The organism is Acetobacterium sp. (assembly GCF_039830195.1).
Taxonomy (GTDB): Bacteria; Bacillota; Clostridia; order Eubacteriales; family Eubacteriaceae; genus Acetobacterium.
This window is the reverse complement of the sequence record NZ_JBDODG010000037.1, coordinates 1-14546: the sequence shown is the minus strand read 5'-3', so window position 1 is coordinate 14546 and position 14546 is coordinate 1. Positions and strand designations below refer to the sequence as shown.

General features: G+C 45.2%; 11 protein-coding genes. All 11 read left to right on the top strand.

Annotation, left to right across the window (positions count from 1 at the left end; genetic code table 11):
* Positions 1 to 47: 47 nt before the first annotated feature.
* The 11 genes from ABGU93_RS11700 to ABGU93_RS11650 all read left to right on the top strand — a co-directional run bounded on the left by ABGU93_RS11700 (position 48) and on the right by ABGU93_RS11650 (position 14441).
* Complete coding sequence (locus tag ABGU93_RS11700) at positions 48 to 1373, top strand: replication-associated recombination protein A (RefSeq protein ID WP_347413629.1); 1326 nt, start codon at positions 48 to 50, stop codon at positions 1371 to 1373.
* A gap of 27 nt (positions 1374 to 1400) precedes the next feature.
* Entirely contained in the window at positions 1401 to 4355 is a 2955-nt protein-coding gene (locus ABGU93_RS11695; RefSeq protein WP_347413628.1) for an insulinase family protein, read from the top strand.
* Between the two features lie 22 nt (positions 4356 to 4377).
* Positions 4378 to 5793, top strand: coding sequence for a D-alanyl-D-alanine carboxypeptidase (locus ABGU93_RS11690; protein WP_347413627.1), 1416 nt, complete (start codon positions 4378 to 4380; stop codon positions 5791 to 5793).
* A 233-nt stretch (positions 5794 to 6026) separates the two neighbouring features.
* Positions 6027 to 7040, top strand: a complete 1014-nt coding sequence (locus ABGU93_RS11685) for an energy-coupling factor ABC transporter permease (protein WP_347413626.1) — start codon at positions 6027 to 6029, stop codon at positions 7038 to 7040.
* Between the two features lie 114 nt (positions 7041 to 7154).
* A complete protein-coding gene (cbiQ, locus tag ABGU93_RS11680; protein WP_347413625.1) occupies positions 7155 to 7952 on the top strand; it encodes a cobalt ECF transporter T component CbiQ in 798 nt (265 codons plus the stop codon).
* 12 nt (positions 7953 to 7964) lie between these two features.
* Complete coding sequence (locus ABGU93_RS11675; protein ID WP_347413624.1) at positions 7965 to 8696, top strand: ABC transporter ATP-binding protein; 732 nt, start codon at positions 7965 to 7967, stop codon at positions 8694 to 8696.
* Positions 8697 to 8884: 188 nt separating this feature from the next.
* Positions 8885 to 10165 carry a 5-bromo-4-chloroindolyl phosphate hydrolysis family protein gene (locus ABGU93_RS11670; protein WP_347413623.1) on the top strand — a complete coding sequence of 427 codons (1281 nt, stop codon included), beginning with the start codon at positions 8885 to 8887 and terminating at the stop codon, positions 10163 to 10165.
* Positions 10166 to 10253: 88 nt separating this feature from the next.
* Positions 10254 to 11405, top strand: coding sequence for a toxic anion resistance protein (locus tag ABGU93_RS11665; protein ID WP_347413622.1), 1152 nt, complete (start codon positions 10254 to 10256; stop codon positions 11403 to 11405).
* 101 nt (positions 11406 to 11506) lie between these two features.
* Positions 11507 to 12652 (top strand): glycerate kinase, encoded by a 1146-nt coding sequence (locus tag ABGU93_RS11660; protein WP_347413621.1) that lies wholly within the window; start codon positions 11507 to 11509, stop codon positions 12650 to 12652.
* A 267-nt stretch (positions 12653 to 12919) separates the two neighbouring features.
* A complete protein-coding gene (locus ABGU93_RS11655) occupies positions 12920 to 14173 on the top strand; it encodes a hemolysin family protein (protein ID WP_347413620.1) in 1254 nt (417 codons plus the stop codon).
* Between the two features lie 58 nt (positions 14174 to 14231).
* Positions 14232 to 14441: a TOBE domain-containing protein gene (locus ABGU93_RS11650; RefSeq protein WP_026394010.1), complete on the top strand. Its 210-nt coding sequence runs from the start codon at positions 14232 to 14234 to the stop codon at positions 14439 to 14441.
* The last annotated feature ends 105 nt before the right edge of the window (positions 14442 to 14546 follow it).

The window sequence follows — 14546 nt, the reverse complement described above, 5'->3', positions numbered from 1 at the left end:
CATCGGCTTCGCAATACCAGGATAGAACCCGTTCGTGAAAGGACATTATGCAGGAAAGTTTTTTTAATCAGAATTATGAAGGCCAAATCGCCGATAATGCGCCCCTTGCGGTGAGAATGCGACCCCAGAACCTGGCAGAATTTGTCGGCCAGCAGCATATTATTGGTCGGGGGAAACTCTTGTATCGGCTGATTGAAGCCGATAAACTATCCTCGGTGGTTTTCTACGGACCGCCGGGTACCGGCAAGACCTCATTGGCGAAAATTATTGCCAATCGTACCAATGCGGTGTTTTATGAGCTGAATGCGGTCACCTCGGGAAAAAAAGAAATCACCGAGGTGCTGGATAAGGCCAAAAACAATCTGGGGGTTTATAATAAAAAATCGATCCTCTTTATTGACGAGATCCATCGCTTTAATAAGGCCCAGCAGGATGCCCTGTTACCCAGTGTGGAGAAAGGGCTGGTGACCCTGATTGGGGCCACCACCGAAAATCCCTATTTTGAAATCAACTCGCCGCTGCTGTCCCGCTCCACCATTTTCGAGTTTTACAATCTGACCCCGGACGATATCCGTCAGGTGATCGAACGGGCCATCGAGGACCGGGACCGGGGCTATGGCGTGATGAAAATAAAATGTGATCAGGACGCCCTCGATCATTTTGCCGAGGTCGCCAACGGTGATGTCCGCCGGGCCCTGAATGCCCTGGAACTGGGGATTCTGACGGTGGATAAAAACGCCGACGGCGTCATTCATATCAATCTGGAAACGGCCCAGGAGTGTATCCAGCAGCGGGCTGTCCAATATGATAAAAATGGCGATAATCATTACGATACTATCTCCGCCTTTATCAAGAGTATCCGCGGTTCCGATCCCGATGCGGCGCTTTACTGGATGGCTAAAATGATCACCGCCGGTGAAGACCCCAAGTTTATTGCCCGACGGATTGTCATCTCGGCATCTGAGGACATTGGCAACGCCGAACCGCTGGCTTTAACCGTGGCAATGGCTGCCGCTGATGCGGTTCAGTTTATCGGCATGCCGGAAGCCCGGATTAATCTGGCCCAGGCCGTGGTTTTTCTGGCCTGTGCGCCTAAAAGCAATGCCTCCTATTTGGCAGTGGACGCCGCCATTGAGGCGGTCAAGCATGTCTCTAACAGCAATGTTCCGGCTCATTTGCAGGATACCCATTATTCCGGCAGTAAAAAACTAGGCCGCGGCATGACTTATCAGTACCCCCATAATTATCCCGGACACTATGTTAAACAGCAGTACCTTCCGGATGATCTGGTCGGCACTCATTTTTATGAACCGACAGAAATGGGTCATGAACGCAAAATGAAGGAATATCTCAAGAAAAATGGGATTATTTAATAAATACAATTAGAAAAGGAGCGACATTTGAAAAAAGAATTACGAGAACAACAGGAAAAAATGTTTAAACTGGAAGAAAATATCCACGGCTTTATCTTGAATAAAGAAGAATTTGTGGATGAAATAGATGGCTTTGCCAGAACCTTTGTCCATGAAAAAACCGGGGCCCGATTACTTTATATCTCGGCCGATGATGATAATAAGGTTTTTTCAATCAGTTTTCGCACTCCCTCCACCGACAGCACCGGGGTGCCCCATATTCTGGAGCATTCGGTTTTATGCGGATCAAAAAAATATCCGGTTAAGGAACCCTTTGTGGAGTTGGCCAAAGGATCGCTAAACACCTTCTTAAATGCCATGACCTATCCCGATAAAACAATGTACCCGATTGCCAGCACCAATGCCAAAGATTTTATGAATCTGATGGATGTTTATCTGGATGCGGTTTTTTATCCCAATATTTATGAAAATCCCTATACCTTCCAGCAGGAAGGCTGGCATTATCACATTGAAAATGCCGATGATCCGATTATCTACAATGGGGTGGTATATAATGAAATGAAGGGCGCCTTCTCCAATCCCGAGGAATTGCTCCAGAATAAGATTTTTGAGTCCCTTTATCCCCAGTCCTGCTACCGGTTTGAATCCGGCGGGGATCCGGATGTGATTCCGGAACTGACTTATGAGGATTTTCTGAGCTTCCATAAAAAATATTACCATCCTTCCAACAGCTATATTTATCTCTATGGCGATGGCGATGTCCGGGCGCACTTAAAATATTTAAATGATGAGTATCTCAATGCTTTTGAAAAACAGATTGTTGACAGTGAAATCAAGGCCCAGCCACCACTTACAGCCCGGGCAGAAATGCGGACCTCCTATGGGGTCTCCAAGGAAGAATCGCTGGAAAATAAAGCCTATTTGGCTCTGAATGTGGTGTTAGGTGATAAATTATCCTATGAGGATGCCCTGGCCTTTGATATCCTTTCTCATATTATTTTGAATAATAATTCGTCGCCGTTAAAAGAGGCCCTGCTGGATCTGAAAATAGCTGAAGATGTCAGCTATCATTATAGCAGTTCGCTCAGACAACCCTATTTTTCGATTGTGCTAAAAAATACCGAGGAAAAACATCGCGACTTATTTGTTAATACAGTGGAGTCAGTGCTGAAAAAACTGGCAACTGAGGGCCTTGATCCGCTGAGTGTGGAAGCGGGCATCAATATCCATGAATTTTCCCATATTGAAGGAGAATACGGTTCCTATCCCAAAGGTCTGATTTACGGGATTGAAATGATGGATGACTGGCTCTATGGTGAAGACCCGATCGCCTACCTTAAATACAAGGCAGCCTTTAAAAAATTCAAGGACAGCTGGAAAGACGGCTACTTTGAAAAACTGCTCAAACGGATGCTGATTGATAATACCCACCAGAGTCTGGTGACCATCGTACCGGACAATACCCTGCAGGAAAAGGCCGATCAGGCATTAGCAGAAAAGCTGGCGGCATTTAAAGCGGGTTTGACCCCGGAAGAACTCCAGGCGCTGGTTGATGAAACCCTAACCCTGATTGAAAAACAAAATGAGGAAGATGCCCCGGAAGATCTGGAAAAAATCCCCAAGCTATCGCTGTCTGATATCAGTCGCACCGGCCGAACCTACCCGATGGAAGTGACCGAAGTGCTGGATACTACGCTGCTGTTTCATCCCGGTTTTACCGGTGGGATTTCCTATTTAAAACTCTATTTTGATTATAGTGATTTGCCCCAGGAAGATTTGAAATATTTATCGCTGATGTGTAAAATGCTGGGCAGTCTCAGTACCAAAACCATGGATTTCCGAAGACTGAGTCAGGAAATCGAAATTCATACCGGCGGTCTGTCCTTTGGGATTGAGTCCTATGATGATGTCCATCATTTTGGGGATTTCACCTCCAATTGCTACGTTAAGGGTAAAGCGGTGGCTGAAAATATCCCGACCCTGATCAATATTATGACGGATGTGATCACCCAAACCCGCTATCAGGAAAAAAACCTGATCCACGACATGATCCGGGAAATCAAGACGCATAAGGAGACCCAGTTTTTAACTGCCGGCCATGTGGTTGGGGTGCAACGGCTGCAGTCCTACTATTCTCAGTCAGCCCGGCTGTTTGAAGAATTTGGCGGGATTGAGTTCTATCGTTTTATTGCTGATCTGGAAGCCAACTTTGATGAAAAATTTGAAGCCCTGGCCGAAAAGCTGGCCAGCATTGCGGCATTAGTTTTCAACCGGAAAAAACCGCTGATCAGCATTACCGGCACTGAAGAAATCCGGGATCGGACTTTGGTTGCCCTGAGCCCTTATGTATCAGCACTGGCTTCGAAAAAAGCGGTCAAAAATGCCTTTGCCTTTGAGACTGAAATTGCCAACGAAGGTTTTTTAACGGCGGCCAAGATTCAATATGTTTCCCAGGGCTATAATATTAGAGATTTAGGCTACGAATATGCCGGTTCGCAGCTAGTCTTAAAAGGTATTCTGTCGATGGACTATCTCTGGAATAAGGTCCGGGTTCAGGGCGGTGCCTATGGTGCCTTTATGAGCATCGGCCGGGGTGGCGACCTGTACTTCGGATCTTACCGGGATCCGAAATTGAAAAAGACCTTTGAAGCCTTTCAGGGTGTTGTAGATTATATCGAGCAGTTGGATCTTTCCGAACGCGAGCTGGAAAAGTATATTATCGGGACCATCAGCAGTAAAGATGTACCGCTAAGTGCCTCGGTGAAAGGCGAAATAGCGGATAATTTCTATTTCAGCGGGGTAACCGCTGAAGATCTGCAGAAAGAGCGGGATGAAATATTAGAAACTACTGTTGAACAATTAAAAAGCTACGCGGAAATGATTAAAGCGGTGCTTGCCAAAAATGCCATCTGTGTTTTAGGCAGTGAAGAAGCCATTAATGAAGAAAAGGAATTGTTCAAAGTGACGCGCTATATCAAATAGGAGTTTTGAGGGGAGAGGGGATATGAAAAGAAAAATAGGATTATTGTTGATACTTAGCCTGGTCTTTTGCACATCGGGTGTTTTGGCGGCGGGTTTACCCGCCTATGGCGCCGATGAGGGAGTAATCATTTATGAAGTGAATAGCGGCGATATTCTTTTTGCCCAAAAGCAAAATGAAAAATTTTATCCGGCCAGTACCACAAAACTGATGACGGCACTGGTGGCCATTGAGCACGGTGATCTCAATGAGAATTTCACGGTCGGGGATGAAATAGAAAGTTTAGATGCCGACAGCAGCACAGCTGGTCTTGAAGTTGAAGAGGTGATTTCGCTCAACGAACTGCTTTACGCCTTGCTGCTGCCTTCTGGTAATGATGCCGCAGAAACTATCGCTGTCAACATTGGAAAAAAAATTGCTGGAGACAGTTCAATTAGTTCCGATAAAGCCTATGAAGCCTTTGTCGGTGCCATGAATAAGAAGGCCAAAGAAATGGGGATGACCGGGACCAATTTTACCAATCCCCACGGACTGCATAGTAGTAACCACTATACCACTCCGGCCGATATGCTGATTCTGGCCAAAACCGCATTTGAGGATACCACTATCAAAGCGATTACCCGGGCCAAGATTCATGAGGTTCAAACCAATAAAACCAAGCACAAGTGGAATAATTCCAACCTGATGCTGTACGCCAATTTTAATGAATTATCCGAAGAGTATCGGGTGGCCAATAATCTTTCCGGAACGAATCCGGTTTTTAACGGTTATGCGACCAGCGGAAAAACCGGTTATACGGAGGAAGCTAATAAATGCCTGGTTTTTGAAGGCGAAGGCAACGATAAGGACATGATCGGCATAATCTTCAATGCCGATGAGACGGCGATTTTCAGCGAAGCCAGCAATACCATTAATGCGGTTGTCAAAGAATATGAATTGCTGGAATGGTCTGATCCGGAAGACGAAGATCGGGTAGTGCAGGTAGTCAATTATCATGTCTTTGACGGTAATAAGCTGAAGTATCAGACCAATGATCCCCTGATTACAGCGGTGCCCCAGGCCAATCAGGATAGCTACACGTCCAAGGTGAAATGGGATGAAACGAAAGTAATGGGCGACCAAACCCTGGCAAACCTGGAAACGGATATCAAAGCAGGCGAACAGATTGGCGAACTGCAGGTCTATAATGGGGAAACCTTTGTTGAAGCCACGCCGGTGTATGCGGTCAATGATATGAAAGCCCGTAACTGGACCGATTATCCGATCCTGTACTGGTATGTAACGATTATTGTGATCCTGATATTGTTAGCCATTCTACGAATTATGTTTGTTCAGTTTATGCGCAAAAATAATATCAAATATAAAAAGATCAAGATAAAGAAAAAAGCAAATTCATCTGGCAGCAGATCATCCAATCAGCCGCCGAAACGAAGACGATAGCATAAGCTTAAGAATAGGCGGAGTCTGCCAGTCAAAGTGACAGACTCCCGATATTTCACTTGACATGTATAGACAAGTGGTTTATAATTTAGATAGTATTTCGCATTGAAGTGCAGGATACGAATCAATTTTTATGATACGAAAATGATGCCATGAAGGTATTTCCAGAGCTGAAGCTTGGAGGTGTTCTTCGTGTTTTTTTGTTTAAAGTTAAATTTTGAGGAGGTTTTATTATGCACATGGCAGATGCTTTAGTTTCTCCGGCAGTCGGAGGAATCATGCTTGCGGCTAGCGCCGGAGCAATCGCCTATTCGGCGTATAAATGTAAAGACGATTTAGATGAAAAGAAGATCCCGTTAATGGGTGTTATGGGGGCCGTAATTTTTGCCGGACAGATGATTAATTTTACCATTCCGGGAACCGGTTCCAGTGGACATATTGGCGGAGGGATTTTACTGGCAGCCCTGTTGGGACCGTTTCCGGCCTTTCTGACGCTGACCGCAGTATTATTGATCCAGGCCTTATTCTTTGCCGACGGTGGGCTTTTAGCCTTAGGCGCAAATATCTGGAACCTCGGTTTCTATGCCTGTTTACTGGTTTACCCCTTTGTGTTTAAACCGATTGTAAAAAAAGCACTGACCCCGACCCGGATTTCGGTAGCATCCGTGGTTTCGGTTATTTTAGCCCTGACTCTGGGCGCCATTTCAGTCGTAGTCCAAACCCTGGCTTCCGGCATTACCGAATTGCCGATGGCAACCTTTATGGGGATGATGATTCCGATTCATCTGGCCATTGGTCTGGTTGAAGGGATTGTGACCGGCGGGATTTTAGTCTTTATCTACAAGATGAGACCGGAATTGCTGGAGTCATCCATGGATAACAAAAAACTACCCAAAAACCTTTCAATTCAAAAAGTCTTAGGCGTATTACTGGTATTTGCTATTGTTGTCGGTGGCGGTTTGTCGCTGCTGGCTTCTGCCAATCCCGATGGTTTGGAATGGTCAATGGAAAAGGTCGCGGGAACTGCTGAACTGGAAACCACAGGCAATGCCTATGACAGTGCCGCCAGTATTCAGGAAAGCACCGCGTTTCTGCCGGATTACGGTTTTAAATCAACGGATGGTGAAGGCTCAGCTGCCGGAACCAGTGCGTCCGGCATTATCGGCGCAGGGATTACCCTGGTCCTGGCTGGTGGAACCGGTTATCTGATTTACGCTGTCAAACGGCGAAAAGAAAAAACAGCATAGCGGATTCAATACTAATTGAAATGACAATCTTAATATGGTAACATTAACAATAGTTTGCTTAATAACCTCTGTTTAGAACAGAGGTTATTAATATTTAAGTGAAAGGTAGTCTCAATGTCAACAATTACCGACTCCATGAATACAATCAATTCTCTCGAGGAAATGGCCGAAGGCAATACCATCATCCATCGCCTCCATCCGATGGTTAAACTGATTACCACGATGCTTTATCTGGTGCTGGTCATTTCGTTTAATCCTTACAATATTACCGGACTGATGGTCTTTGCGTTCTATCCGGTGATTTTAATGGCGTTGGCTGAAATTCCCTATAAACCCTTGCTGCAACGGCTTTTAGTGGCCTTGCCCTTTTCTTTTTTTGCCGGCTTATCGAATATCATTTTTAATCAGCAACTGGCCCTGATGATTGGGCCGGTGCCCGTCAGTTACGGGGTGATCTCCTTTACATCAATTATGGTTAAAACCATTTTTACGGTCATGGCGGTACTGATCCTGATTGCCACCACCTCGCTGCCCAAGATTTCCTATCAGCTATTATCGATTAAAGTGCCTAAAATAATTGTGGAGCAAATCATGTTGACCTACCGCTACATTTCGGTGTTGCTGGAACAGGTCTCCAATATGTATACTGCTTATATTTTAAGAGCCCCGGCTTCCAAGGGGATCAAAATGAAAGACATGGGTATCTTTGTCGGGCAGTTATTATTAAAAAGTTTTGACCGGGCCGAAAGCATTTATGTGGCCATGAAATGTCGGGGCTACGACGGCAATTATCTTTATGCCAAACCCAGCCCGATAAAAAAGGGTGATTGGCTGTTTCTGGTTTTAACTTCGGGTATTTTATGTTTGATGCGATTTTTTGATCTGAGCCTGTTTATCGGCAGTTTTTTATAATAAGGAGTTCCAATGCTAGCAATTGAAAAGTTAAACTATGCCTATCCCGACGGCCATCAGGCCATCCGGGATATCAATCTGAATATCAAAGAGGGTGAGAGCATTGCTCTGGTGGGCGCCAACGGAGCCGGAAAATCCAGCTTGTTCAAACTGATTATCGGTATTGCTGAGATTAAAGAAGGATCGATTAAAGTTGAAGAACTGTCAGTGGGTAAAAAAACGCTCAAAGACATTCGCCGAAAAGTCGGGATGGTTTTTCAGAACCCCGATGATCAACTGTTTATGACCAAGGTTTATGACGATATCGCTTTTGGACCGCGCAATGAACTATTAACCGAGGAAGAAGTGGAAGTGCGGGTGGTTAACGCCCTGGAGCAGTTGGGTATCACCCATCTTCGGGACCGGATGCCCCACCGCTTATCCGGCGGTGAAAAACGGGTCATTGCCATTGCCTCGGTGCTGGCCATGAATCCCCGGGTTATTTTGTTTGACGAACCGACCTCCTTTCTGGATCCCCAGGCTCGACGAAATGTAATTAATACCCTGGACTCCCTGAAAATGACTAAAATTATTGCCACCCATGATCTGGACATGGCTCTTGATATCTGTGACCGGGTGATTATTTTACACCACGGCAGCGTCTTTGCCGATGGCACTGTCAAAGATATCCTATTAGATGAAAACCTCTTATCCCAATGTCATCTGGAGCTGCCCCTGTGTATGCAAAAACCGCGGGTCCGCTAAATTTACCAAACACGGCCGGACCAACTTAAAGCTTGACTTGTTCAAGCTTTTTTTAGATTTAAGCGCTTTCTATCATGAAAACAAAAAAAGCTTGAATTTAGCTAAAGAAAAGCGCCGGGAAATGGTTTCCTAATTGAAATTTTAAATTTTATAAGATATAATTAATGCTATGTTTGGGAGGTCAAACGATGATTAAAAAAGATTATTCAAATATCGGTAATGATATTAAAGATATTGTTCAGGATGCCTTGAATTCGGCGGAGTTTAAAGAGCTGAATAAAAACATCTCGGAAACGGTCGCCCGGGCGATGGATGAAGTCAAACGAAGTGGACAATATTGGCAGGAACAGCAGCGTCAGCAGCGGGAAAACAACCAGGAAACCCGAAAGCAGGCGGCCAATGCGAGAAAAGCCCAGGAAAAAATAAATAAACCGCGGCAACAGCAAATGGTTACCAGAAACAACGCTCAAAGTAGCTACAGTCCCGTTAAAAAACAGCCCAATAACCTGATTTCAAAATCACCCCATGGTCGGATCTCGGGGATGTTATTGATGATCTTTGGAAATATCGGCATCGGCGTAACGCTACTGTTGCTGCTTATTTTTTCGTCGGTATTTGGTTTTGCCTTTAACAGTATGCCGTTGCTGGGGATTGGTGCCGGGATTCTGCTGCCGATTTTTACGATTAGCGCACTGATGTCAGCCAAGGGGTCAAACCTGCGGGGGCGGGTGAAACGGTTTCGCCAGTATGCCAGTCGCCTGAAAGGACGGCAATTCTGTAAAATTACCGAATTGTCTGATCCCCTTGGTCGTAGCAAGAAATATGTGGTCAAAGATCTGCGTAAGATGATCAGCCTGGGGATGTTCCCGGAAGGACGCTTTGATGAGCAGGAAGAATATCTGCTGATCAGTAATGAAGCCTATGAGAACCATTTACGACTCACCGAAGGAAAGAAGCTCCAGGAAGAAAGAGCCCGATCGGAACAGCAGGTGCTGGATCAGAAAAAGAAACTGGAAGCCGAAAACCCGGAAATGAAAGCGGTTCATGAGGTGATTGCCGAAGGTCAGGACACCATCCGGCAAATCAACGAAGCTAATGTAGCGATTGAAGGGGAAGTAATTTCTCTGAAACTGGATCGGCTGGAAAAAGTGATTACCAAGATCTTTGAATTTATAGAAGAAAACCCCGGGGGAATTCCGGAAATACGTAAATTTATGGGCTATTATCTGCCCACTACCTTAAAGCTGGTCTCGGTCTATCGGGATTTGGATGCCGAACCGATTCAGGGGGCCAATATTCTGGCTACTAAAAAAGAAATCGAAGATACCCTGGACACCATCAGCCATGCCTTTGAAAACCTGCTGGACAGTTTTTATGAAGACACCGCCATGGATGTCTCAACCGATATTTCGGTGCTTAACACGATGCTGGCCCAGGAAGGGTTAACCAAAAGAGATTTTAAGAAATAAGGTCCTAACTCAATAACAACAAACCATGACGCTTGTAATTTATGGCAGTTTTGAAATAATCAACTTAACTAAGATAAGGAGAATAGCAATGGAAGACAATATGAACGATTATTCCCAGGCAACCCCGACCCTGACCTTTGACCCATTTGAAGAAGAAAAAACAATGACCGCTAATGTCCATCAGGAACTGAAGGGGGAACGACAAGTTTTTGACGAAAGCCGGCTGACCCCGGAAGAACGACGGATGGTGGACGATTTTGCCAGCAAAATCGATCTCACCAATTCCAGCCTGGTGATGCAGTTTGGGGTTGGCGCGCAAAAGAAAATTGCCGATTTTTCAGAAACGGCGCTGAATAATGTCCGTACCAAAGATATGGGCGAGGTTGGCAAAATGCTGGGCGACATGGTCATGGAACTGCGAAACTTTGACATTGAGGAAGAAGACAAAGGCTTTTTAGGCTTTTTCAAGAAAAGTAGCAATAAGCTCAGCTCGATGCAGACCCGCTATGCCACTGCCGAAAGCAATGTCAACCGGATTACCGAAGCGCTGGAAAAACATCAGATGCAGCTGTTAAAAGATGTCGCCATGCTGGATAAACTTTACGATGTCAACAAGACCTATTTTAAAGAATTATCAATGTATATTATGGCCGGTAAGAAAAAACTCCAGGAAGTAGAAACCAAAGAGTTGCCGGAGCTGATCAAGCGCTCGCAGCTCAGCGGGCTGCCGGAAGACGCCCAGGCAGTTAATGATTTATCAGCGATGTGCAACCGCTTTGAGAAAAAAATCCACGATCTGGAACTGACCCGGATGATCTCGATTCAGATGGCACCGCAGATCCGGCTGGTTCAGCATAATGATACCTTGATGGCCGAAAAAATCCAGTCCTCGATTGTAAACACGATTCCGCTCTGGAAAAGTCAGATGGTGCTGGCCTTAGGGGTGGTTCATTCCGGCCAGGCGGCCAAAGCCCAGCGGGAAGTCACCAATATGACCAACGAATTGTTGCGAAAGAACGCCGAAACCCTGAAGATGGAATCCATTGCCACTGCCAAAGAATCGGAACGGGGCATTGTTGATATCGAAACCCTGCGGATCTCCAACGAATCGCTGATTACCACCTTTGACGAGGTGCTGAGAATCCAGACTGAAGGCCGTCAGAAACGAAAAGAAGTAGAAGCCGAGCTTGAAAAACTGGAAAATGACTTAAAGAATAAAATGCTGGAAATCAGACGATAAAACTTTCAGCTAAAAAAGACAGCATGGGTCGGTGCCCATGCTGTTATTTTTTGACAAAACGGTGCGGCCGTAGCAGGCCAGCTCAATAGGAGGAAAAGAAGATGAAAGTGGTGATTGCCCCCGATTCGTTCAAAGGATCATTGTCTGGCTTTGAAGTATGTGACATTGTCGAACGTGGCATTCTTCAGGTTTTTCCCGCAGCGGAAATAGCAAAAGTCCCCATTTCAGATGGTGGCGAAGGTCTGGTGCGTTTGTTGCTAATGGCCTTAGAGGGAGAAAGTGTTAAAATAAAGGTTCATGATCCGCTTTCCCGGATTATTGAAGCAGAATACGGGATTCTCGAGGGAGAAACAGCGGTCATTGAAATGGCCGCCGCTTCGGGATTGCCGCTGTTAAAAAAGAAAGAACTAAATCCGCTGTTAACAAACAGCTACGGGACCGGGGAGATGATTGTTGATGCGGTCAAAGAAAAAGGCTGTCAGAAAATTCTGCTGGGTATTGGCGGCAGCGCCACCAATGATGGCGGCATGGGGATGGCCGCCGCGCTGGGAATAAGGTTCTTAGACGAAAACAACGAGGAGCTGGAGCCTTGTGGTCAGAATTTAGGATACATCAAGACAATTGACCAGAGTCGTGTCGACACGGCATTTGCTGAAGTCGAATTTATCATTGCCTGTGATGTTGATAATCCCTTATGTGGAGATCAGGGCGCTGCCCATATCTATGCTCCCCAAAAAGGCGCAAATGAAGCCATGGTAGTACAGCTGGACAACGGCCTGGCACATCTGGGGCAGCTGTTCGAAGCGCTGGCCGGCCGTGAGCTGATTGATCGCAAAGGCATCGGCGCGGCCGGGGGATTGGCGCTGCCGCTGGTGGGGCTCTATCAGGCCAGCCTCAAGTCGGGGTTGGAAATTGTCCTGGATGCCATTAAATTTGATGAATTAATAACAGGTGCCGATCTGATCGTGACTGGTGAAGGCAAAACGGATCATCAGAGCGCCATGGGTAAGGTAATCTCGGGAATTGGCAGACGGGGAAAAAATCAGCAAATACCCGTGGTGGTTGTTTCCGGAGCCCTGGAAAAGGGCTATGAAAGTCTTTTTGAACATGGTATAGCGGCGGCCTTTGCCACTTACAGCAATGCCAAAAGCCTGGCCTGGCACATGGAAAATGCGGAGCAACTGCTTTACGATACGATTGTCAATATTTTTCAATTATTGTCAATTACCGGTTGGAAAACTAAGTAAGAATCGGGCTGATCGGCTGTTTCTGTGGTCATCAAGATGTGACGAAAAATTAAAAAAAATTAAAGAATAATCTATCCGGTAAAATTTACCGGATATTATGGAATTGTAACTAAAAATATGATATTATAGTGACAAATAATATTTGAAAGAGGAATAAAATTGGACGACGTACCATTATCTGAGACGAAAACGAAAAAAACAACTCAACTTATTAAGTCAGTCATAGGGATGACTGATGGATCTGTTTACTGGGAGGCATCTTAGTCAATGGACAGTAGTATTATAGGCTTTATTGCAGTTCTGGTCGCGATGTTGTTAATGTCAGCCTATTTTTCGGCGACGGAAACGGCATTCACCTCACTTAACCGTATCCGCATAAAAAATCTGGCCAAAGATGGAAACAAGCGAGCCGCCCAGGTATTGGCGCTTTCTGAAAAATTTGACGTTTTATTATCGACAATTCTGATTGGGAATAATATTGTTAATATTGCTTCAGCTTCGATTGCCACCGTGGTTTTTGTACAGTATTTCGGCAATGCCGGGGTGACCATTTCAACGGCGGTGATGACGGTCCTGGTGCTTATTTTTGGTGAAATTTCGCCGAAGAGTCTGGCCAAAGATTCGCCTGAGAAATTTGCCATGTTTGCGGTTCCATTTATTCGGTTTCTGATGTTTATTTTGACACCAGTGAACTTTTTATTTATGTTATGGAAGAAAATGCTGGATAAACTGTTTAAGGTGAATGATGAACGCAGCATGACTGAAGAAGAGCTGTTGACGATTGTCGAAGAAGCCGAAAACGATGGTGGCATCGATCTCCAGGATGGGGAACTGATTCGGAGCGCCATCGAGTTTAATGACCTGGATGTCGATGATATCCTGACTCACCGGGTGGACGTAGTGGCCATCGATGTGGATAATCCCAAAGAAGACATTGCCAAAATATTTTTTGATACTGGCTTTTCCCGGTTACCGGTTTATCAGGGCACCATTGATCAGATTATTGGTTTTATCAGCTATAAAGACTTTACCCACTATGTGAACAATGGCAGCAGTAGCCTGGAGGAAATCATCAATCCGGTGGTCTTTATTACTCCGAACATGAAGATATCCAAGCTGTTAACCCTGCTCCAGCAGAAAAAATGCCATATTGCCGTGGTTTCCGACGAATACGGCGGAACGGCCGGTATAGTCACACTGGAAGATGTCATTGAAGAACTGGTTGGCGAAATCTGGGACGAACACGATGAGGTCATTGATGAAATTGTAAAAATTTCTGAAAATAAGTATCGAATCCTGGGAAAAGCAAACCTGGGAAAAATGTTTGATCTTTTCGAGATGGATGATGAGTTTGATGTAATTACCGTGGGTGGCTGGATTGTTGAATTTCTGGATCGGGTTCCTGATGTGGGCGAATCCTTTGAGTTTGAGAATTTGACTATTACGATCACCCAGGCGGATGAACGTCATGTGATCGAGATAAATGTCGTTAAAAATGAAATAGTTTGTCCGGAAAATTAAGGATTTATAAAGGTTGAATGAGTAGGCTTTAATTGTAATAAACCTTAAGGAGGTAGAAATGAAATTAAGTGCAAGAAACCAGCTAAAAGGTAAGATCGTCAGTATTGAAGAAGGTGCGGTCAATGCGATCGTCAAGGTTGATATTGGTAATGGCAACATTATTACATCTTCTATATCAATGGGCTCCGTCAAAGACCTGGGTTTAGCAGTCGGTGGCGATGCTACCGCAGTAATTAAAGCTACTTCTGTAATGATTATGGTTGACTAAAACAAAAAAATATTAAAAAGCTCCTGAAGCATTGCCTTCAGGAGCTTTTGCTATGTGCGCCCGGCATGGGCGCAATCTAACGGGTGAAAGTCCCGAGCACGGGTA

What these genes read in the sequence shown, in the direction of transcription:
- ABGU93_RS11655 (WP_347413620.1), top strand. Translation starts at nt 12,920, where the DNA reads ATGGACAGTAGTATTATAGGCTTTATTGCAGTTCTGGTCGCGATGTTG.
- cbiQ (WP_347413625.1), top strand. Translation starts at nt 7,155, where the DNA reads ATGTCAACAATTACCGACTCCATGAATACAATCAATTCTCTCGAGGAA.
- ABGU93_RS11675 (WP_347413624.1), top strand. Translation starts at nt 7,965, where the DNA reads ATGCTAGCAATTGAAAAGTTAAACTATGCCTATCCCGACGGCCATCAG.
- ABGU93_RS11670 (WP_347413623.1), top strand. Translation starts at nt 8,885, where the DNA reads ATGATTAAAAAAGATTATTCAAATATCGGTAATGATATTAAAGATATT.
- ABGU93_RS11660 (WP_347413621.1), top strand. Translation starts at nt 11,507, where the DNA reads ATGAAAGTGGTGATTGCCCCCGATTCGTTCAAAGGATCATTGTCTGGC.
- ABGU93_RS11700 (WP_347413629.1), top strand. Translation starts at nt 48, where the DNA reads ATGCAGGAAAGTTTTTTTAATCAGAATTATGAAGGCCAAATCGCCGAT.
- ABGU93_RS11690 (WP_347413627.1), top strand. Translation starts at nt 4,378, where the DNA reads ATGAAAAGAAAAATAGGATTATTGTTGATACTTAGCCTGGTCTTTTGC.
- ABGU93_RS11685 (WP_347413626.1), top strand. Translation starts at nt 6,027, where the DNA reads ATGCACATGGCAGATGCTTTAGTTTCTCCGGCAGTCGGAGGAATCATG.
- ABGU93_RS11665 (WP_347413622.1), top strand. Translation starts at nt 10,254, where the DNA reads ATGGAAGACAATATGAACGATTATTCCCAGGCAACCCCGACCCTGACC.
- ABGU93_RS11650 (WP_026394010.1), top strand. Translation starts at nt 14,232, where the DNA reads ATGAAATTAAGTGCAAGAAACCAGCTAAAAGGTAAGATCGTCAGTATT.